Source organism: Nocardioides sp. T5 (assembly GCF_048161455.1).
GTDB lineage: Bacteria > Actinomycetota > Actinomycetes > Propionibacteriales > Nocardioidaceae > Nocardioides.
On record NZ_CP182415.1, the window covers coordinates 750,178 to 769,805 of the forward strand.

Here is a 19,628-nt window from a genome sequence, read left to right on the forward strand (position 1 = left end):
GTGCGCACCACCGCTCGACGAGCCGGCCAGGCCGTCAAGAAGGCTGCCAAGAAGGCCGGCAGGATGCAGGCGTCGCCCGCGCCGGCCGAGCCCGAACCGCTCGACCCGAAGGCCGAGCGCCGTCGTCGGTTGCTGGCCAGCAACCTGACCGAGCTGGCCATCGAGTTCCGCACCGACAAGTGGGGCGTCCACAAGTACACCCCCCACTACGAGCGCCACCTGCAGCACCTGCGCGGCGAGTCCTTCACGCTCCTCGAGCTCGGGATCGGCGGCTACAAGAAGCGCCGCAAGAGCGGGGCCTCGATGAAGATGTGGCGCTGGTTCTTCCCCAAGGCCCGCATCGTCGGGCTCGACATCGAGGACAAGACGTGGCTCACGCGGGGCCACATCCACACCTACCTCGGCGACCAGACCGACCCCGAGGTCCTGCAGCGGATCATCGACGAGCAGGGCGCGCCGCTGGTGGTCATCGACGACGGCAGCCACATCCCGGCCCACGTGCGCGAGTCCTTCCGGATCCTGTTCCCGCTGCTGCCCGACGGCGCCATCTACTGCATCGAGGACACCCAGACCTCCTACTGGCCGGCGTGGGGAGGCCAGCTCGACCCCCGGGCGCCCGGCACGTCGATGGACCTCGTCAAGGACCTCGTCGACGGCCTCAACCACGAGGAGTTCCTCCTCGAGGGCTATGAGCCCACCTACACCGACCAGTGGGTCCGCGCCGTGCACTGCTACCACAACCTCGTGATCATCGAGAAGGGCGACAACCGCGAGGGCACCAACCGCGACAACGTCGCGCACGAGCTCTACGGCGCCTCCGAGCTGCCCGACGGCTCGGGTGACCCCGACGAGTCATGACGGTCCTGCTCGCCACCAGCGGTGACCTGCCGCAGGGGGAGCCCGGCGCGGGCGCCCTCGACGCCGTGCTCCGCGACCGTGGCATCGACTTCGCCTGGGCCAGCTGGGACGACCCGTCCGTCGACTGGTCGGCCGCCGACCTCGTCGCCGTACGCTCCACGTGGGACTACGTCACCCGGCATGCCGAGTTCCTCGCGTGGACGGCGTCGCTCGACCAGGCCCGCCTGCTCAACGGCGCCGACGTCTTCGCCTGGAACCACGACAAGCGCTACCTCACCGAGCTCGGCGACCTGCCGGTCGTGCCGACGCTTCTCGCCGACGACCGCGACGAGCTGGCCGACGGCGTACGCCACTTCGGCACGGCTGTCGTCAAGCCTCGCGTGGGTGCCGGCGGAGCAGGACTCCTCGTGGTCACCGATCCCGACGACCCGCGCCTGGGCCGGCCGGTCCGCAGCCACCCCGACTACCCCGAGGTCGACGGGCCCTGGGTCGTGCAGCCGCTCGTCGAGTCGATCCGCACCCACGGGGAGTCGTCGGTCTACGTCCTCGACGGCAGGCTCGGGCAGCGCTTCGACAAGCTGCCGGGGGAGGGCGACGTACGGGTCAACGAGGAGTTCGGTGGCCAGGTGCGCGCCGTCGCGACCGGCGACGTGGGCGACCTGGTGATGACGGCGTACGACGCGATGGCCGGGCGCTTCGACCGACCGTTGGACTACCTCCGCGTCGACCTCCTGCGCTGGGACGGCGACTGGGTCGTCAGCGAGCTCGAGCTGATCGAGCCGGGGCTCTACCTGGACGTGTCGCCGGCCAACGCCGAGCCGTTCGCCGACCTCGTCGCTGCCCGGCTCGCCGCTCGCGCCTGACCGCCGGTCTAGACCGCTCGGCAAACAAATCCCGCTCCGGGGGGTGGAGCGTGCCCCCCTCCGGTTAGGTTGCCCTTGTCTTGCCTGCGCTGGGGGGTGCGGGTGGGACCGGTGATCCGTCATCCGTGCCGGATCACCGTCACAACCTTCGCGGCGGCGGGAGCCTTCTCCCGCGTCGCACCTGCGGGAGGAAATAGTCATGCCCAGAACACGCCCACGCGGGGATCGCGGTGCGGCGGCGGTGGAGTTCGCACTCGTCGTGCCGGTCCTGCTCGTCGTCCTCTTCGGGATCATCGACTTCGGGTTCGCCATCAACCGCTACGCGATCGTCAACAATGCGGCCCGCGAAGGCGTGCGGGAGGCGAGCCTGGGGGCCACCGAGTCGGAGATCCGGTCCGCGGTGACCCGCGGGATGTCGGACCTCGGGGGCACGTTCACGATCACCGTCGCGTGCAAGAAGCAGGACAGCACGACGTGCACCAGCTGGGACGCGGGTCAGGAGAGCGGCGGCGTCGCCGAGGTCACCGTCGACTTCACCCACGACTGGATCACGCCCATCGGCGACCTCGTGGGCGGCGGCGGGGACTTCCACCTCGCGAAGACCAACCGCATGAGGATCGAGTGATGCGCCGCCCCTGGTCGCGGCGCCGCGACGAGGACGGGGCCGTCGCCCTGATGACGGTCATCCTCTCCGTCGTCATCTTCGGGGTGGCGGCGATCGGCATCGACATCGCGATGCTCGCGATGGAACGTCAGAAGCTGCACGACGCCGTCGACGCGGCGGCCCACGCCGGCGCCTTCACCATGCCGGCCAGCGGCGACGCCGCGATGGACGCCGCCCGCGAGATGGCGCTGACCAACGACCCCGACCTGCGCATCGACTTCACCGAGCAGAACCCGCGCATCCGGCTGTGGTGCGTGGTCGCCTCGACCGGGGCCTCCGCGAGCGTGCGTGTCGACCAGATCCCCAGCACGTGCAACCCCGGGACGGCGCCCTTCACGACGTCCAAGTATCCGGACCTGCGGTGCAACACCAAGATCTGCAAGATCCCGTGCGCGCCGAGCCTCACGACCACCTGCAACACCGTCGAGGTGGTGGCCGAGAAGGACGTGCCCTTCGGCTTCGCCAACGTCTTCGGCAAGAGCGAGGGGTCGACCGGATCCGTGGCGTCGGCCGCCTGCAAGGGGTCGTGCGGGCAGGACTCGCCCAATCCTCTGGACGTGGTGTTCATGGCGGACCGGACGCCCAGCATGTCCAACGACAACCGCAACACGATGATGGACGCCATCAAGGACACGCTGCTGACGATGGACCCGACCATGCACTACGTCGCCCTCGGCACCATCAACAAGTCCGTCCCCAGCACCGGTTGCCCCACCAAGCCCGGCCCGCCGCCGCGTCGCGTCACCACCGGTGAGATCGAGGACGGCATGAAGGCCGGGGTCTGGGTGGCCACCAACTTCAGCAACAACTACGTCTCGGGGACCGGCTCGGGCAAGCGCACCAACACCGGGGATCCCGTCGTGCGCGGTCTGACGTGTGCCAAGGGTGCATGGGGAGATCCGGGCAACGGGTCGTCGGACCCCTACTACGGCACGCACCTGGCGTCGGCAATGAAAGGGGCAGCGCGCAAGCTGCTCTACTCGTCGGAGAACAATCTCGCGGGGATGCCGGCGCGGCCTGGGACGGTGCGCAAGGTGATCGTCTTCGAGACCGACGGTCGCCCGTTCGAGGTCTTCGAGGGCGGCTCGACCAGTCTCAGCGACTCCGGCGACGTCGCTTCCGGGCGCCAGAACGCAGGCTGGTCCAAGGGGCAGAACGGGTGCCAGAAGCTCGTGGACGTGGCGGAGAACGCGAAGGAGCAGGACGTCCTGGTCATCACGATCGGGTTCGGCGAGGCCACGTCGGCCAACTGCTCCGACGGCTCCTCGACAGGCACGTGGACCCGTGACGCGCTGGCGGAAGCAGCGTCGCCAGCCGACTCGGGTGTCCCGAGCGAGGCCAGCCCGTGCACGACGACCGCATCTCGCGTCGAGGAGAACACCGACAAGGACTACTACTTCTGCGCGGCTCAGGGGAGCGAGCTCGCCGACATCTTCAAGACGGCGGTGGCACAGGTCTCGAGCGGCGTACGCCTGGTGAAGCTGCCCTGAGCGGCGGCTGCACGAGCCTGACCTGACGTTTGCACTCTCGGGGTGCGAGTGCTAAACATGACGCTGGCACTCTCATCACGAGAGTGACAAACGACCCAGGTGACGCTGAGGTCCCCGACGCCGGCGGGAATGGATCGCCGGCCGAGCGGGATCGTCCGTCGCGGGCAGCCTGCCTGGTGTCGACACACAGACTCACGTCGATAGGAATCGCACGCGATATGGCCAAGCTGATTGCTTTCAACGAGGAGGCCCGCCGCGGCCTCGAGCGGGGCATGAACACCCTCGCCGACGCCGTCAAGGTCACCCTCGGCCCCAAGGGCCGCAACGTCGTCCTGGAGAAGAAGTGGGGCGCCCCCACGATCACCAACGACGGCGTCTCGATCGCCAAGGAGATCGAGCTGGAGGACCCCTACGAGAAGATCGGCGCCGAGCTGGTCAAGGAGGTCGCCAAGAAGACCGACGACGTCGCCGGTGACGGCACGACGACGGCCACCGTCCTGGCCCAGGCCATGGTCCGCGAGGGCCTGCGCAACGTCGCGGCCGGCGCCAACCCGATGGGTCTCAAGCGCGGCATCGAGGCCGCCGTCGCCGCCGTGTCCGAGCAGCTGCTCGCCATGGCCAAGGACGTCGAGACCAAGGAGCAGATCGCCTCCACCGCGTCGATCTCCGCCGCTGACACCACCGTCGGCGAGATCATCGCCGAGGCGATGGACAAGGTCGGCAAGGAAGGCGTCATCACCGTCGAGGAGTCCAACACCTTCGGGCTGGACCTCGAGCTGACCGAGGGCATGCGCTTCGACAAGGGCTACATCTCGGCCTACTTCGCCACCGACCTCGAGCGCATGGAGGCGGTGCTGGAGGACCCCTACATCCTCATCGCCAACTCCAAGGTCTCCACGGTCAAGGACCTCCTCCCGCTGCTGGAGAAGGTCATGCAGTCCGGCAAGCCGCTGCTGATCATCGCCGAGGACGTCGACGGCGAGGCGCTGTCGACCCTGGTCGTCAACAAGATCAAGGGCACCTTCAAGTCGGTCGCCGTCAAGGCCCCCGGCTTCGGTGACCGCCGCAAGGCCATGCTGCAGGACATCGCCATCCTCACCGGTGGCCAGGTCATCTCCGAGGAGGTCGGCCTCAAGCTCGAGTCGGCCGGCATCGAGCTCCTCGGCCAGGCCCGCAAGGTCGTCATCACCAAGGACGAGACCACCATCGTCGAGGGCGCGGGCGACCAAGGTCAGATCGAGGGCCGGGTCAACCAGATCCGTGCCGAGATCGAGAAGTCGGACTCCGACTACGACCGCGAGAAGCTCCAGGAGCGCCTCGCCAAGCTGGCCGGCGGCGTGGCCGTCATCAAGGTCGGCGCGGCCACCGAGGTCGAGCTCAAGGAGCGCAAGCACCGCATCGAGGACGCCGTCCGCAACGCCAAGGCTGCGGTCGAGGAGGGCATCGTCGCCGGCGGCGGCGTGGCGCTCGTCCAGGCTGCTGCCACCGCGTTCGACAAGCTCGACCTGTCGGGTGACGAGGCGACCGGCGCCAACATCGTGCGCGTCGCGACCTCCGCCCCGCTCAAGCAGATCGCTGTCAACGCCGGCCTCGAGGGCGGCGTCGTTGCGGAGAAGGTCGCCAACCTGGAGGCCGGTCACGGCCTCAACGCTGCGACCGGTGACTACGTCGACATGATCGCCGAGGGCATCATCGACCCGGCCAAGGTCACCCGCTCGGCGCTGCAGAACGCCGCGTCGATCGCCGCGCTGTTCCTCACCACCGAGGCCGTCGTGGCCGACAAGCCCGAGAAGGCGCCGGCCATGCCCGGCGGCGACATGGGTGGCATGGGCGGCATGGACTTCTGAGTCCAGTCAGCTCCATCTGATCCACAGCACCACCGACAAGGCCCCCGCTCCGGCGGGGGCCTTGTCGCGTTCAGTACACCCTTACGGGTGATTGCGGTGTTCGCCGGACACCGGCTCCGGCAGTCCCTAGGCTCCCGGTGTCGCGCCACCACCGAGGTGGCGCTCGTGACTCTGAGGGGTTCACCCATCGTGCCTTCGTTCCTGCCTGCGCGCCCGAAGGGGCGCTCCGTCTCAGCCCTGCTCGTCGCCGGTGCCCTGGTGGTCTCGGCCGGCGTGGGAGGCGCCACGGCCGGGGCACTGATCACCGGCAAGGACATCAAGGACAAGTCCGTCACCGGCGCTGACATCGCCGATCGCTCTCTCGGCAAGCGACAGCTCAGCACCGCGGCGGTCAAGAGCCTCCGCACGAGCTGGAACTCCGGCGTGGGAGCCCCGGCCGCGAAGGACGGCTCCACCAACAGCTGGTACCTCGACACCGCCACCGGCGACGCGTACAAGAACACCCCGCGCGGCTGGGAGTTCCGCGTGAACATCATGGGCGCCACCGGTGCTCCCGGAGCCGTCGGTCCCCAGGGCGCGAAGGGTGACACCGGCTCGACCGGCGCGACCGGCGCGACCGGCGCGACGGGTGCCAAGGGCGACACCGGCGCGACGGGCGCCACGGGTGCCGCCGGCGCGAAGGGCGACACGGGCGAGAAGGGTGACACCGGAGCCAAGGGCGACCGGGGCGACACCGGCCTGACCGGCGCCACGGGTGCCGCCGGCGCGAAGGGCGACACGGGCGAGAAGGGTGACACCGGAGCCAAGGGTGATCGGGGTGACACCGGCGCGACGGGTGCCAAGGGTGACACCGGCGCGGCCGGCAGCGCGTGGCTGCGCGGCGCAGGTGCGCCCTCCGCGGGGACCGGCGCCGTCGGAGACTGGTACCTCGACACGACGTCGTGGGACGCCTACGAGAAGACGGCGAACGGCTGGGCGCCCGTGGTCAACCTCCGCGGCCCGATCGGTCCCAAGGGTGACCAGGGCGACCAGGGCGAGACCGGCGAGACGGGCGCCACAGGAGCGGCGGGCGCCACTGGTTCCACCGGTGCGGCCGGTGCCGTCGGGGCAACCGGCCCGGTCGGACCCGCCGGAGCAACCGGACCCGTCGGCCCCGTGGGACCGGCCGGCCCTCAGGGCCCCGTCGGCGCCACCGGACCCAAGGGCGACACCGGCGCGACCGGCGCCACCGGTCCGGCGGGTCCCGCCGGAGGCGGGCTGACGCTGCGCGACGGCAACAACGCCTCGCTCGGCAAGGTCGTGTCCATGGACATGTACGGCGTCAGCTTCGTGACCACCGAGGGCTACCTGCTCTCGACCGGCTGGGACGGCGTGACCTACCCGGGGCAGATCTACTACACCCAGCCTTGTGCCAGCACGGCCAACGGTCAGGCGTACCTGAACGACGGTTGGGGTGGCAGCCAGAGCCAGACCATGCTGGCGAAGACGGCAGTCTTCAGCCTGAGCCGGAACGCGTGGATGGTGCCGAGCTCCGTCACCAACGGCTACTCGGCCTCGGTCGCCTTCACCTCGCAGTCGATCGACAACCCCGACTGTGGTCCGAGCTCGGGCCAGAACGGCGGCTGGTTGTTGCGCACGATGGCTGCCGCGGACCTCGGACTGCCGGCCAGCGGGCCGACGGTCAACCAGTTCGCGCTGCCGCTGACCACCAGCGCCAACTGATCCCGACCAGCACCATGAGCAGGGCCTCCGCTCCGGCGGGGGCCCTGCACTCATTTTCCGACCAAGGTCGACGGCGGAGGTCCGGGGCACCGCACGTGCTGCGGATGTGGTCCCCGGAACGCGGCTTCGACGGCCACTACCGCCGCACGTGCGTTGGCGGGCTCGGTGGCGTACCCCTCGCGGGGAGCCACCGCGCCCGCCGCAAGGGCTGCCTCGGGGAGCCGCTGGTAGGAATGGCGCATGCGCCTGCCCGTGCCCGGACCCCGTGACGTGATGTCAGCCCTCGAGCGGGGGACAGAGCAGGTCGAGGCACTCCTCGGTGCGGTGCCGCGCATGTTGGCGCTGCTCGACCAGGCCGAGGTCCTCCTCGTCCGGGCGTCCGCCATCGTCGACCGCGTCGAGGTGGTCGCCGACGCAGCGACCGCCGAGGTAGGGCGCGTGGGGACGGTCGTCGATGCAGCTACCGCCGAGGTGGCCCGCGTGGGCGCGGTCGTGGACGCGGCAACGTCGGAGGTGGCGAAGGTGGGCACGGTCGTGGACGCAGCGACCGTCGAGGTGGCCAGGGTGGGCGGGGTCGTGGACGCCGCGACCGCCGAGGTCGGGCGTGTGGGCACGGTCGTGGACGCAGCGACCACCGAGGTGGCCAGGGTGGGCACCGTGGTCGACGCCGCGGCGGCGGAGATCGAGCGGGTGGATGCCGTGGTCGACGGCGCTGCCGTGCAGGCGGGCCGGGCCGGCGGGCTGCTCGACGCGTTGGAGCCGTCCCTGACCAAGCTCCAGCCGACGCTGCAGACGCTCGCCGACACGACGCACCCCGACGAGGTGGCCGCGCTGGTGACCCTCGTGGACCACCTCCCCGCGGTGACCGAGCAGTTCGAGCGCGACATCCTGCCCGTCCTGGCGACCCTGGGGTCGGTGGCCCCCGACCTGCACGACCTCCTCGACGTCTCCCGGGAGCTCAACGAGATCCTCGGCAAGATCCCCGGCCTCGGACGCATCAAGCGCCGCGTCGAGGAGGAGGACGAGGACGACGGTCGATGATCCACGGGAACCCGCTCGACGCGCGTCCCGTCCCACCTGCACAGGAGCGAGGCCGCTCCTCACGCCTGACGAAGGGATGCCTGCCATGAGCCGACACGATGACCGATTCCGCACCGTCCGCCTGCTCCCCGCCCTCGCGGCGACCCTCGTCCTCGTCCTCTCCGCTTGCGGGTCCGAGGACGACACCGCGGCCACCACGGAGCCGTCCACCAGCGAGAGCCCGTCCGCGACGGGTTCCAGCGAGACCCTTGCCCTCGTTGCCGACGGGTCGACGGCGGGCAAGTGCGCGATGCCGTCCGCGGAGGTGCTGTCCACCTTCGACACCGCCTTCGAGGGCACCGTCACCTCGGTCGAGGACGGGACCGCCACCCTCGAGGTGGAGCAGTGGTACGCCGGCGGGGACGCGTCGACGGTCACCGTCGAGGCGCCCAGCAGGAGTCTCGACGACCTCCTGATGGCCGTCGACTTCCAGGAGGGCCAGACCTACCTCGTCAGCGCCGACGGCGACCGGGTCACCCTGTGCGGCTTCACCGCGGAGACCGACCCCGAGCTCGAGGCGATGTACACCGAGGCGTTCCCGGCCTGACGGCCTGTGCGCGTCACCCGGGCTTCGGTGCTCCCTTCCGGGCGTAGCGGACCCAGGTGATGGCCACGCACATGGCGGCCCACGCGATCCCGATGGCGTAGAAGGTCGTCGGGCCGAGCGTCGTGACGCCGATCCCGAAGAAGAACGGGCCGAAGGCGGCGATCGCTGCGGTCCAGCCGATGACGCCACCGGCCTGCCGCTTCTCGAAGATCATCGGCATCTGCTTGAACGTCGATGCGTTGCCGATGCCGGCGAAGAGGAAGATCGCGAGCATGCCCCACAGGAACTGGTCGAACCCGGCTTCCAGGGTCGCAGCCGACGTGGTGTCGGGCGTCAGCGCAGGGATGGTGAAGGCTATGGAGATGATCAGTCCGACACCGGACACCAGGGTCCAGATCGCGCCGCCCGTACGGTCGGTGAGGGGCGCGAACAGCACGCGCGCGCCGGCACCGACGAGGGGACCGAGGAAGACGAACTTCACCACGTCGGGGACCTCGTAGCCCTCGATGAGAACGGTCGCCGCGGCACCTGTCCCCTGGACGATGTCGGGGTTGCTGATGCCGTAGAGGTCGGCCATCAGCAGGCCGAACTGGGCCGCCAGTCCGGAGAAGGTCCCGAAGGTCATGATGTAGAGCAGCGTCATGAGCCAGGTGTCGACGTTGCCGAAGATGTCGAACTGCTGGCGGATGTTGGCCTTGATCGGCACGGACTTGAGCATCGTCCAGGCGAGGATCGCGGCGAGGACCATGAGCGGGATCCAGACGAAGGCGGCGTTCTGGTACCAGACGTCCTGGGGCGCCTTGCCCGGCATCGAGATCGTCTGCGTCGATCCGAAGAACGCCAGCCACGAGAAGCCGATGAGGTAGGGCGTGAGCAGCTGGACCGCGGAGACGCCGAAGTTGCCGAGCCCGGCCTGGAGGCCGAGCGCCGTTCCCTGCTTCCGCTTCGGGAAGAAGTAGGAGGTGCTCGGCATGAAGCCGGAGAACGCGCCTCCGCCGATGCCGGCCAGGAAGGCGAGCACCATCAGCTCCCAGTAGGGCGCGGTGGGTTCCTGGACGCGTACGCCCCACCCGAGGGTCGAGAAGACCAGCAGCAGGGAGGTCAGGGCCACCATCTTCCGGGTGCCCATGATCGGGGGCAGGACCATCCACAGGAGCCGGAACAGGCCCGCAGAGAGGCCCGGCATGGCGGCCATCCAGTAGAGCTGGGTGGTGCTGAAGCTGTAGCCCAGCGGGTTGAGCTTGGGGATGAGTGCGCTCGGCAGGAACCACGCGACGAAGGCGAGGAACAGGGCGAACGTGGTGAGCCACAGGGTCCGCCACGCCAGGCGCTCGTCCCACGTCTCCTCGTTCTCGGGGTCCCAGGACTCCAGCCACTCGCCGCTCCTGCGCGGCTGTGCGTCGGTGGTCATGCGCGTGCCTCCTCAGGCAGTCGGTCGTGCGCCACGCCCAGCCCGGGCCGGCGGTCGTCGTTGGGGTTCTCGAGCCGCCCTGCCAGCTCGGGGGACTGGGTGTGCAGCATGTGGACCACGGTCCAGTGCATCCAGGCCGCGCAGGTGAGGGTGAGCACGAACAGGACGAAGAACGTGCTCGAGGGGAAGCCCGACCAGGCCTTCGTGTAGGCGAAGAGCGGGGGCAGGAAGAACCCGCCCAGGCCGCCGAGCATCCCGACGAGGCCGCCGACCGCGCCCACGTTGTCGGGAAAGTACTCGGGGATGTGCTTGAAGACCGCCGCCTTGCCGACTCCCATCGCGCACCCGAGGAGGAACACGAGCACCGCGAACGGCGCCAGCCCGATGCTGTAGGCCAGGTGCTCGCTCTGCGACCCGTCGGGGTGGTTGATCACGATGTGCCCGTTGGGCATCATCAAGATCCCGGTCACCAGCAGCATGGCGCCGAACGTCCAGTACATGACGCGGCGGGCACCGAAGCGGTCGGACAGGTGTCCGCCGTAGGGCCGCAGGAGGCTGGCCGGGAAGATGTACGTCGCCGTCAGCAGGGCAGCCGTCTGCAACGAGACGTCGAAGTTGTCCATGTAGTAGGTGGGCAACCAGGCGGCGAGCGCGACGTACGCGCCGAACACGGCGACGTAGTAGAGGCTGAAGCGCCACACGCGCACGCTGCGCAGCGGACGCAGCTGGTGGCGCAGAGGCTGCCCGGTGCCGGGCGCGAGGTCGTGGCTCGGTGTGCCGAACCACAGCAGGGCGGCCATGACCACCAGCAGCACGGCGTACACCACGGGCACGAGCCGCCACCCGCCTTCGATGAAGCCGAAGTAGGTCACCCCCGCGGTGGCGGCGATGAGCGGCGGGCCGATGAACTTGGTGACCGAAGCGCCGACGTTGCCGGCGCCGAACACGCCGAGGGCGAAGCCCTGGTGCTCGCGGGGCTGCCATGCGGAGTTCCACGCGATGCCCGACGAGAAGGCGTTCCCGGCGAAGCCGACGAGGAACGCCAGCACGAGCAGCGCGCCGTAGGACTCGACGCGGGAGACGAGGTAGGCAGGCACGGCCGTCGCGAGCAGGAGGAAGGTCATCACCTTGCGACCGCCGATGCGGTCGGTGACCATGCCAGCGGGCAGCCGCCAGAGCGAGCCGTTGAGGGCGGCAGCCGCCACGATCCACGACAGCTGCACCTCGGAGAGGCCGAACTCCTCCTGGATGGGCTTGCCGAGGATGCCGAACATCAGCCAGACCGCGAACATCAGTGTGAACGCCACCGTGGACAGCCAGAGGACCCGGCTGCGACCGGTCTGGGGCTCGCTCATCTCGACTCCTCCGTGGGGCCGCCCTGCGCGGCCCGCCAGGACGACTGTGGTGGATGGGGCGGCCCTTGTGCACGGCCGGAGGACCAAGTCGGGACCAAAGTCCTTTCATTGGTGACCTTGTGCTGCTCGCTCCCCCAGATGGTGGCGGTGGGGCGGGTGCGGTGTCTAGGGTCGAAATCGCCGACCGCCTCGACCCTGCCCGGAGGATCTCCACCATGCCCCACGAAAGCTCCCTGACGTCGGCACTGATCGGCAGCCGCCGGTTCTTCACCAAGGCGGAGGTGAGCGAGGACCAGCGGACCCTGCACAAGAAGGGCGGCCGCGAGGGCGACGTCTTCTACCGCGACCGCTGGAGCCACGACAAGGTGGTGCGCTCCACGCACGGGGTCAACTGCACCGGCTCCTGCTCGTGGAAGGTCTACGTCAAGGACGGGATCATCACCTGGGAGGCGCAGCAGACCGACTACCCCAGTGCCGGTGCCGACCGCCCGGAGTACGAGCCGCGCGGGTGCCCGCGCGGCGCCGCGTTCAGCTGGTACACCTACAGCCCGACCCGGGTGCGCTACCCCTACGTCCGCGGCGTGCTGCTCGAGATGTACCGCGCCGCCAAGCAGCAGTACGGCGACCCGGTCGTGGCCTGGGGATCCATCGTCCAGGACGAGGAGAAGGCGCGGGTCTACAAGAAGGCTCGCGGCAAGGGTGGGCTGGTGCGCGCGACGTGGGACGAGGTCGTCGAGATCATTGCCGCGGCGCACGTCTACACCGTCAAGCGGTGGGGTCCCGACCGGATCGCCGGCTTCTCACCGATCCCCGCGATGTCGCCGGTCTCCTACACCTCGGGCGCGCGCTTCCTCGAGCTCATCGGCGCCCCGATGCTCTCCTTCTACGACTGGTACGCCGACCTGCCGAATGCCTCGCCGCAGATGTTCGGCGACCAGACCGACGTCCCGGAGTCGGGGGACTGGTGGGATGCCGGCTACCTGATGATGTGGGGCTCCAACGTCCCGATGACCCGCACGCCCGACGCCCACTGGATGACCGAGGCGCGCTACCGCGGGCAGAAGGTCATCGCCGTGGCGCCCGACTACGCCGAGAACGTGAAGTTCGCCGACGAGTGGGTGAGCCCGGCGCCCGGCACCGACGGTGCGCTGGCGATGGCGATGGGGCACGTCGTGCTCAAGGAGTTCTTCGCTGACGCGAGCACGCCGTTCTTCGAGTCCTACAACAAGCAGTACACCGACCTGCCACACCTCGTCTGCCTCGAGCCGGACGCCTCCGGGGCCTACCGTCCCGGCAAGTTCCTCGTCGAAGGCGACCTCGGCGGGGACAGCGAGAACGCCATGTGGAAGCCGGCCGTCATCGACGCCGCCACCGGCGAGGTGCGCATCCCGCACGGCTCCATCGGCGACCGCTTCGGCGACGAGGGCCTGGGCAAGTGGAACCTCGAGCTCGGCGACATCGACCCCGCGCTCAGCATGTACCGCGACCACCAGGGCGGGACCCGCGAGTCCGTCGAGGTCGAGCTGCCGCGCTTCGACGCGGCCGACGGCAAGGTCGTCCACGAGCGCCGCGGCGTGCCCGTCGCCCGCGTGGGCGAGCGCGTGGTCACCACCGTGCTGGACCTGCTCCTCGCGCAGTACGGCGTCGCCCGCGACGGCCTGCCGGGGGTGTGGCCGCGCGCCAGCGAGTCGGACCCCCGCGGCTACGACGACCCCGCCGTCCCCGCCACGCCCGCGTGGCAGGAGCAGCACACCGGCGTCCCGGCCAGCCAGGTCACCCGCCTCGCGCGGGAGTGGGCGCAGAACGCCATCGACACCGACGGTCGCGGCATGATCCTGCTGGGCGCCGGGGTCAACCACTGGTTCCACTCCGACCAGATCTACCGCGCGATCCTCCTGCTCACCACGATCACCGGTACGCAGGGCCGCAACGGCGGAGGCTGGGCCCACTACGTCGGGCAGGAGAAGATCCGCCCGATCATGGGCTTCCAGCACATGGCCTTCGCGCTCGACTGGCACCGGCCGCCGCGCCACATGAACCAGACCGCCTACTGGTACGTGAACACCTCGCAGTACCGCTACGACGGCTTCAGCGCCGACGACCTCGACTCCGGCACGGGCGTCTTCGCCGGGAGGACGATGATGGACCTGCTGGCCCAGTCGGTCCGGCTCGGGTGGTCGCCGTCGTACCCCACGTTCGACCGCAGCAGCCTGCAGCTGGCCGACGACGCCGAGGCGGCGGGCATGGAGGCTCCGGCGTACGTCGCCCAGCAGCTCAAGGAGGGCAGCCTCCGGTTCGCCGTCGAGGACCCCGAGCACGAGGACAACCACCCGCGCGTGCTGTCGCTGTGGCGCTCGAACCTGCTCGGCTCCTCGGCCAAGGGCAACGAGTACTTCCTGCGCCACCTGCTGGGCACCGACTCGGCCGCCACCGCGGTGGAGGCGCCGCCGGACCAGCGCCCGAAGGACGTCGTGTGGGCGGAGAAGGCGGCCGAGGGTCGGCTCGACCTGCTGATGACGATCGACTTCCGGATGACGTCGTCGACGATCTTCAGCGACGTCGTGCTGCCGGCCGCGACCTGGTACGAGAAGCACGATCTCTCCACCACCGACATGCACCCCTTCGTCCATTCGTTCAACCCGGCGATCGCGCCGCCGTGGCAGACGAAGTCGGACTGGGACGCGTGGAAGGTGATCGCGAAGAAGTTCTCCGAGCTCGCTGTCGACCACCTCGGCACCCGCAAGGACGTCATCGCCAAGCCGCTGTGGCACGACACGCCGGAGGCGATGGCCTCCGAGCACGGCGTGGTCAAGGACTGGAAGCTCGGCGAGGTCGACCCGGTGCCGGGCAAGACGATGCCGGTGATCGCGGTCGCGGAGCGCGACTACACCGCGATCTTCGACAAGATGACCTCGATCGGCCCGCTCCTGGAGAAGGTCGGGATGCTCACCAAGGGCGTCGCCTACGACGTCAAGCGCGAGGTCGACATCCTGCGCACCCGCAACGGGGTGGTCCACGGCGGCGCCGGGGACGGCCAGCCCAAGGTCGAGACCGACGTCCAGATGGCCGACGCGATGCTCCACCTGGCCGGGGTCTCCAACGGCCACCTGGCCACCCAGGGCTTCAAGTTCCTGGAGAAGCGCACCGGCATGCAGCTGCACGACCTTGCCGCCGAGCACGAGGGCAAGCAGATCACCTTCGCCGACACCCAGGTCCAGCCGGTGCCGGTGATCACCTCGCCGGAGTGGTCGGGATCGGAGTCCGGAGGCCGGCGCTACAGCCCGTTCACCATCAACATCGAGCGGAAGAAGCCGTTCCACACCCTGACCGGTCGCCAGCAGTTCTACGTCGACCACGACTGGTTCCTCGGCATGGGTGAGGCGCTGCCGGTCTACCGGCCGCCGCTCAACATGACCGAGCTCTTCGGGGAGGCGCCGATCGGCGAGCAGAACGAGCTCGGCGTCTCGGTCCGCTACCTCACGCCGCACAACAAGTGGTCGATCCACTCGGAGTACCAGGACAACCTGTTCATGCTCTCGCTGTCGCGGGGTGGCCAGTCGGTGTGGGTCTCCGACCGCGACGCCGCCAAGGTCGGGATCAAGGACAACGACTGGATCGAGATGGTCAACCGCAACGGCGTCGTAGCGGCCCGGGCCATCGTCAGCCACCGGATGCCCGAGGGCACCGTCTACATGCACCACGCGCAGGACCGGCTGATCGACGTGCCGCTGACCGAGCGTGACCGGAAGCGCGGGGGCATCCACAACAGCCTCACCCGCGTGCTGCTCAAGCCCAACCACATCGTCGGCGGCTACGCCCAGCTCGCCTACTTCTTCAACTACATCGGTCCGATCGGCAACAACCGGGACGAAGTGACGATGATCCGCAAGCGGACCGCGCCGGTCGAGTACTGAGCCGGAAGAGGAGACGACACAACATGCGCGTGATGGCTCAGATGGCCATGGTGATGAACCTCGACAAGTGCATCGGGTGCCACACCTGCTCGGTGACCTGCAAGCAGGCGTGGACCAACCGCACCGGGATGGAGTACGTCTGGTTCAACAACGTCGAGACCCGGCCGGGCCTCGGCTACCCCCGGACCTACGAGGACCAGGACGAGTGGCAGGGCGGATGGATCCGCAAGCCCAACGGGCGGCTGGCGCTCCGGGCCGGTGGGCGGCTGAAGAAGCTCCTCACCATCTTCTCCAACCCCAAGCTGCCCTCGATCGACGACTACTACGAGCCGTGGACCTACGACTACGAGACGCTCACCAGCTCCCCGCAGACCGACACCTTCCCAGTGGCCCGGCCCAAGAGCCTGATCTCCGGCAAGGACATGAACGTCGAGTGGTCGGCCAACTGGGACGACGACCTCGGCGGCTCGCAGGAGCACGCCGCGCGTGACGTGATGCTCAAGGGCATCGAGGACAAGGTCAAGCTCGAGTTCGAAGAGACCTTCATGTTCTACCTGCCGCGCATCTGCGAGCACTGCCTCAACCCCTCCTGCGCGGCGTCGTGCCCCTCCGGCGCGATCTACAAGCGCGCCGAGGACGGCATCGTGCTCGTGGACCAGGACCGCTGCCGCGGTTGGCGCATGTGCGTCTCGGGATGCCCCTACAAGAAGGTCTACTTCAACCACAAGACCGGCAAGGCCGAGAAGTGCACCTTCTGCTACCCGCGGATCGAGGTCGGCATCCCGACAGTGTGCTCGGAGACCTGCGTGGGCCGGCTGCGCTACATCGGGCTCATGCTCTACGACGCAGACGCGGTCCTCGAGGCTGCGTCGGTCGAGGACGACCACGACCTCTATGAAGCGCAGCGCAGAGTGTTCCTCGACCCCCGCGACCCCGAGGTCGAGCGAGCGGCCCTCGCCGCAGGCATCGAGGCCGACTGGATCGAGGCGGCGAAGAAGTCGCCCGTGCTCCGGTTGATCACCGACTACAAGGTCGCCTTGCCGCTGCATCCGGAGTACCGCACGATGCCGATGGTCTGGTACATCCCGCCGTTGTCGCCCGTGGTCGACGTCGTCAAGGAGACCGGTGAGGACGCCGAGGACCGGGGCAACCTGTTCGCCGCGATCGACGCGCTGCGGATCCCGGTCGAGTACCTCGCCAACCTCTTCACGGCGGGCGATGTCGAGCCGGTCAACGGCGTCTTGAAGAAGCTCGCCGCGATGCGCTCCTACATGCGTGACATCAACCTCGGGCGCGAGCCCGATGCGAACATCCCCGCTGCCGTCGGAATGACGGAGGAGGAGATGTACGAGATGTTCCGCCTGCTGGCGATCGCCAAGTACGCCGACCGCTACGTGATCCCGCCGGCCCACGCCGAGCAGGCGCACGCGCTGGAGGAGCTGGCGACCGAGTGCTCGGTCGACTTCGACGCGGCTGGTTCGTACTACGACCAGGCACTGCTGGGCGAGGGCGCGGGCTACCCGACGCCCGTGGCGGTGGAGAACTTCCGGATGCTCCAGGACCGGCAGACCTCCGACACGCTCGCCGCACCCGACGACAAGTCCAGCCGGGTGAACCTCCTCAACTGGGACGGCAAGGGGACTCCCGAGGGGATGTTCCCACCACGCGGAGACGGGGGTGGCGCGTGATGTTCCGTCGCAGGGCTGCCTCCACGCCGAACGAGGACGCCGCGCGCGTCTGGGGGGTCTGCTCGGCCCTCCTGGACTACCCGACCGAGGAGCTGATCGCCTCGCTCGACGACCTCGAGGCGCTGACCCCCGAGCACCCGCACCTCGCCGGGCTCTTCGATCACCTGCGCCGGGTGCCGCTCGCCGAGGCCCAGCAGGACTACGTCGCCACCTTCGACCACACGCGCAAGTGCGCGCTCTACCTGACCTACTTCGCCTATGGCGACACCCGCAGGCGGGGCGCGGCGCTCGTGCAGTTCAAGGAGGCCTACCGCGAGGGCAGGGTGGAGTGGGCCGAGGAGCTCGGAGAGCTGCCCGACCACCTGTGCGCCGTGCTCCAGTTCGGGGCGACGGTCGACACCGACATCGCGTGGCGGCTGCTCAACGACCACCGCGCCGGGGTGGAGATGCTGCGTCTTGCCCTCACCGGATGGCGCAACGACGACGGCTCCGTCGGCTCCCCGTGGGCCGCCGCGCTGCTGGCGATCTGCGCCACCCTGCCCGAGCTCAAGGGTGAGGACGCCGACGCCGTACGCCGTCTCGTCGAGCAGGGCCCGCCCGCCGAGGAGGTCGGCCTGTCCGGCTACGGCGCCGACCCGGCCCTGTCCGGCCCCGCCCTCATCTCGACCGCCACCATCCCCGTAGGAGCCCCACGATGAACGTCTTCCTCTGGGTCATCGTCCCCTACCTGTGCCTCGCGGTCTTCGTCGTCGGGCACCTGTGGCGCTACCGCTACGACAAGTTCGGCTGGACCACCAGGTCCTCCCAGCTCTACGAGGACCGGTTGCTCCGGCTCGGCTCGCCGCTGTTCCACTTCGGCATGCTCGGCGTCGTGGGCGGCCACGTCATCGGGCTGCTGGTCCCGCGCTCCTGGACCGAGGCCGTCGGGGTCGACGACCACCTCTACCACTACGTCGCGGTGATCGGTGGCCTCATCGCCGGGGTGGTGGCCCTGGTCGGCATGACCATCCTCATCTATCGCCGGCGCACGGTCGGGCCGGTCTTCTCCGCCACCACCGTCATGGACAAGGTGATGTACGCCTTCCTCGGCGCGGCCATCGTGCTCGGGATGTGGAACACCATCGCGGGCTCGATCTTCAGCCTCGGCGGGGAGTACAACTACCGCGAGGGCGTGTCGGTCTGGTACCGCTCGTTCCTCGCCTTCCAGCCCGACGCCGACCTGATGGCTGAGGCGCCGATCGGTTTCCAGCTGCACGCCCTCGTCGCCTTCGGCCTCTTCGCGCTGTGGCCCTTCACCCGGCTGGTGCACGTGTTCTCGGCTCCCGTCGGCTACCTGACGCGTCCCTACGTCGTCTACCGCTCACGTGACGACCGCTCGCTCGGCAGTGCGGCACCCCGCCGCGGCTGGGACCAGGTCCCGCGGTGACGGCACTGGTCCGCGACCAGATGATCACCCTCCCGAAGACCCTGCCGGTCAGGGTCTCGGTCGACGAGGCACGGTCGGCGTTGGCAGACGGCCACGTCCACCTCCTGCTCCTCACCGAGGGGCGGACGCTGCGGGGGACGCTGACCCGCGCGGACCTGCCGCCGGGTGCGCCCGAGGAAGGGCCGGCGCTGTGGTGGTCGACCCTGTCCGGGCGGACCGTCGGGCCGGATGCCGACGCGGCCCGGTTACGGGACGAGCTCGCCGGCACCGGACTGCGTCGGCTGGCCGTGGTGGACGCTGAGCACACCCTCCTCGGCCTGCTCTGCCTCAAGCGCTCCGGGTCGGGCTTCTGCTCCGACACCGACGTCGCGGCACGTGCCGCGGCAGCCACGACGAACCTCGGAGGACGACGATGAACACCACCTCGCTGACGGCACTGGCGGACGAGCATCTCGCGGAGGCCCGCCGCAGCAGCGCCGGACGCAGCGCCCACACCCTCCACGGCGGACAGGGGCGCGTGCTGCGCCAGACGCTCATCGCCCTCGCCGCGCAACGCCGGCTCGGTGAGCACGAAAGCCCCGGTGAGGCGACCCTGCAGGTGCTGCGCGGCAGGGTCAGGCTGCACGCGGGCGAGGAGACCTGGGACGGCGAGGCGGGCGACCACGTCGAGATCCCGCCGACCCGGCATGACCTCGAGGCGCTCGAGGACGCGGCCGTGCTCCTGACCGTCGGCCTGCACGGCGTGCCGGGAGCCTGAGCGCCC

General features: G+C 69.6%; 16 protein-coding genes. 14 read left to right on the forward strand and 2 right to left on the reverse strand.

What is annotated here, in order from left to right:
• The 8 genes from ACNKF0_RS03610 (at position 1) to ACNKF0_RS03645 (ending at position 9,071) form a co-directional block, all read left to right on the forward strand.
• Complete coding sequence (locus ACNKF0_RS03610; protein WP_416955834.1) at positions 1-858, forward strand: hypothetical protein; 858 nt, start codon at positions 1-3, stop codon at positions 856-858.
• Positions 855-1,721 (forward strand): ATP-grasp domain-containing protein, encoded by an 867-nt coding sequence (locus ACNKF0_RS03615; protein WP_416955836.1) that lies wholly within the window; start codon positions 855-857, stop codon positions 1,719-1,721. Before ACNKF0_RS03610 ends, ACNKF0_RS03615 begins: the two co-directional genes overlap by 4 nt.
• 199 nt (positions 1,722-1,920) lie before the next feature.
• Positions 1,921-2,346, forward strand: a complete 426-nt coding sequence (locus tag ACNKF0_RS03620; protein ID WP_299922878.1) for a TadE family protein — start codon at positions 1,921-1,923, stop codon at positions 2,344-2,346.
• Positions 2,346-3,875, forward strand: coding sequence for a pilus assembly protein TadG-related protein (locus tag ACNKF0_RS03625; protein WP_416955838.1), 1,530 nt, complete (start codon positions 2,346-2,348; stop codon positions 3,873-3,875). Before ACNKF0_RS03620 ends, ACNKF0_RS03625 begins: the two co-directional genes overlap by 1 nt.
• Positions 3,876-4,093: 218 nt before the next feature.
• Positions 4,094-5,722 (forward strand): chaperonin GroEL, encoded by a 1,629-nt coding sequence (gene groL / locus ACNKF0_RS03630; RefSeq protein ID WP_299922874.1) that lies wholly within the window; start codon positions 4,094-4,096, stop codon positions 5,720-5,722.
• Between the two features lie 189 nt (positions 5,723-5,911).
• Positions 5,912-7,444: a hypothetical protein gene (locus ACNKF0_RS03635; protein ID WP_416955840.1), complete on the forward strand. Its 1,533-nt coding sequence runs from the start codon at positions 5,912-5,914 to the stop codon at positions 7,442-7,444.
• Positions 7,445-7,684: 240 nt separating this feature from the next.
• Positions 7,685-8,485 carry a hypothetical protein gene (locus ACNKF0_RS03640; protein WP_416955842.1) on the forward strand — a complete coding sequence of 267 codons (801 nt, stop codon included), beginning with the start codon at positions 7,685-7,687 and terminating at the stop codon, positions 8,483-8,485.
• Positions 8,486-8,570: 85 nt separating this feature from the next.
• The gene (locus ACNKF0_RS03645; RefSeq protein WP_416955844.1) at positions 8,571-9,071 is read left to right on the forward strand and encodes a hypothetical protein; all 501 of its coding nucleotides are present in this window, start codon (positions 8,571-8,573) and stop codon (positions 9,069-9,071) included.
• A gap of 13 nt (positions 9,072-9,084) precedes the next feature.
• Here ACNKF0_RS03645 and ACNKF0_RS03650 read toward each other — a convergent pair whose 3' ends face one another.
• Both ACNKF0_RS03650 and ACNKF0_RS03655 read right to left on the reverse strand, forming a co-directional pair.
• Positions 9,085-10,482, reverse strand: coding sequence for an MFS transporter (locus ACNKF0_RS03650; protein ID WP_416955846.1), 1,398 nt, complete (start codon positions 10,480-10,482; stop codon positions 9,085-9,087).
• Complete coding sequence (locus tag ACNKF0_RS03655) at positions 10,479-11,837, reverse strand: MFS transporter (RefSeq protein ID WP_416955848.1); 1,359 nt, start codon at positions 11,835-11,837, stop codon at positions 10,479-10,481. Before ACNKF0_RS03655 ends, ACNKF0_RS03650 begins: the two co-directional genes overlap by 4 nt.
• A 215-nt stretch (positions 11,838-12,052) precedes the next feature.
• Here ACNKF0_RS03655 and ACNKF0_RS03660 point away from each other — a divergent pair, with 215 nt between their 5' ends.
• Genes ACNKF0_RS03660 through ACNKF0_RS03685 form a run of 6 tightly spaced genes read left to right on the forward strand, consistent with a single transcriptional unit; the run spans position 12,053 to position 19,622 of the window.
• Positions 12,053-15,751 carry a nitrate reductase subunit alpha gene (locus ACNKF0_RS03660; RefSeq protein ID WP_416955850.1) on the forward strand — a complete coding sequence of 1,233 codons (3,699 nt, stop codon included), beginning with the start codon at positions 12,053-12,055 and terminating at the stop codon, positions 15,749-15,751.
• Between the two features lie 23 nt (positions 15,752-15,774).
• Positions 15,775-17,439 (forward strand): nitrate reductase subunit beta, encoded by a 1,665-nt coding sequence (gene narH / locus ACNKF0_RS03665; RefSeq protein ID WP_416955852.1) that lies wholly within the window; start codon positions 15,775-15,777, stop codon positions 17,437-17,439.
• The gene (narJ, locus tag ACNKF0_RS03670) at positions 17,439-18,137 is read left to right on the forward strand and encodes a nitrate reductase molybdenum cofactor assembly chaperone (protein ID WP_416955854.1); all 699 of its coding nucleotides are present in this window, start codon (positions 17,439-17,441) and stop codon (positions 18,135-18,137) included. The genes narH and narJ overlap by 1 nt, the downstream gene beginning before the upstream one ends.
• Positions 18,134-18,865 carry a respiratory nitrate reductase subunit gamma gene (gene narI, locus ACNKF0_RS03675; protein ID WP_299922855.1) on the forward strand — a complete coding sequence of 244 codons (732 nt, stop codon included), beginning with the start codon at positions 18,134-18,136 and terminating at the stop codon, positions 18,863-18,865. Before narJ ends, narI begins: the two co-directional genes overlap by 4 nt.
• Complete coding sequence (locus tag ACNKF0_RS03680; RefSeq protein ID WP_416955856.1) at positions 18,862-19,281, forward strand: hypothetical protein; 420 nt, start codon at positions 18,862-18,864, stop codon at positions 19,279-19,281. The genes narI and ACNKF0_RS03680 overlap by 4 nt, the downstream gene beginning before the upstream one ends.
• Positions 19,278-19,622 carry a cupin domain-containing protein gene (locus ACNKF0_RS03685; RefSeq protein ID WP_299922851.1) on the forward strand — a complete coding sequence of 115 codons (345 nt, stop codon included), beginning with the start codon at positions 19,278-19,280 and terminating at the stop codon, positions 19,620-19,622. Before ACNKF0_RS03680 ends, ACNKF0_RS03685 begins: the two co-directional genes overlap by 4 nt.
• The last annotated feature ends 6 nt before the right edge of the window (positions 19,623-19,628 follow it).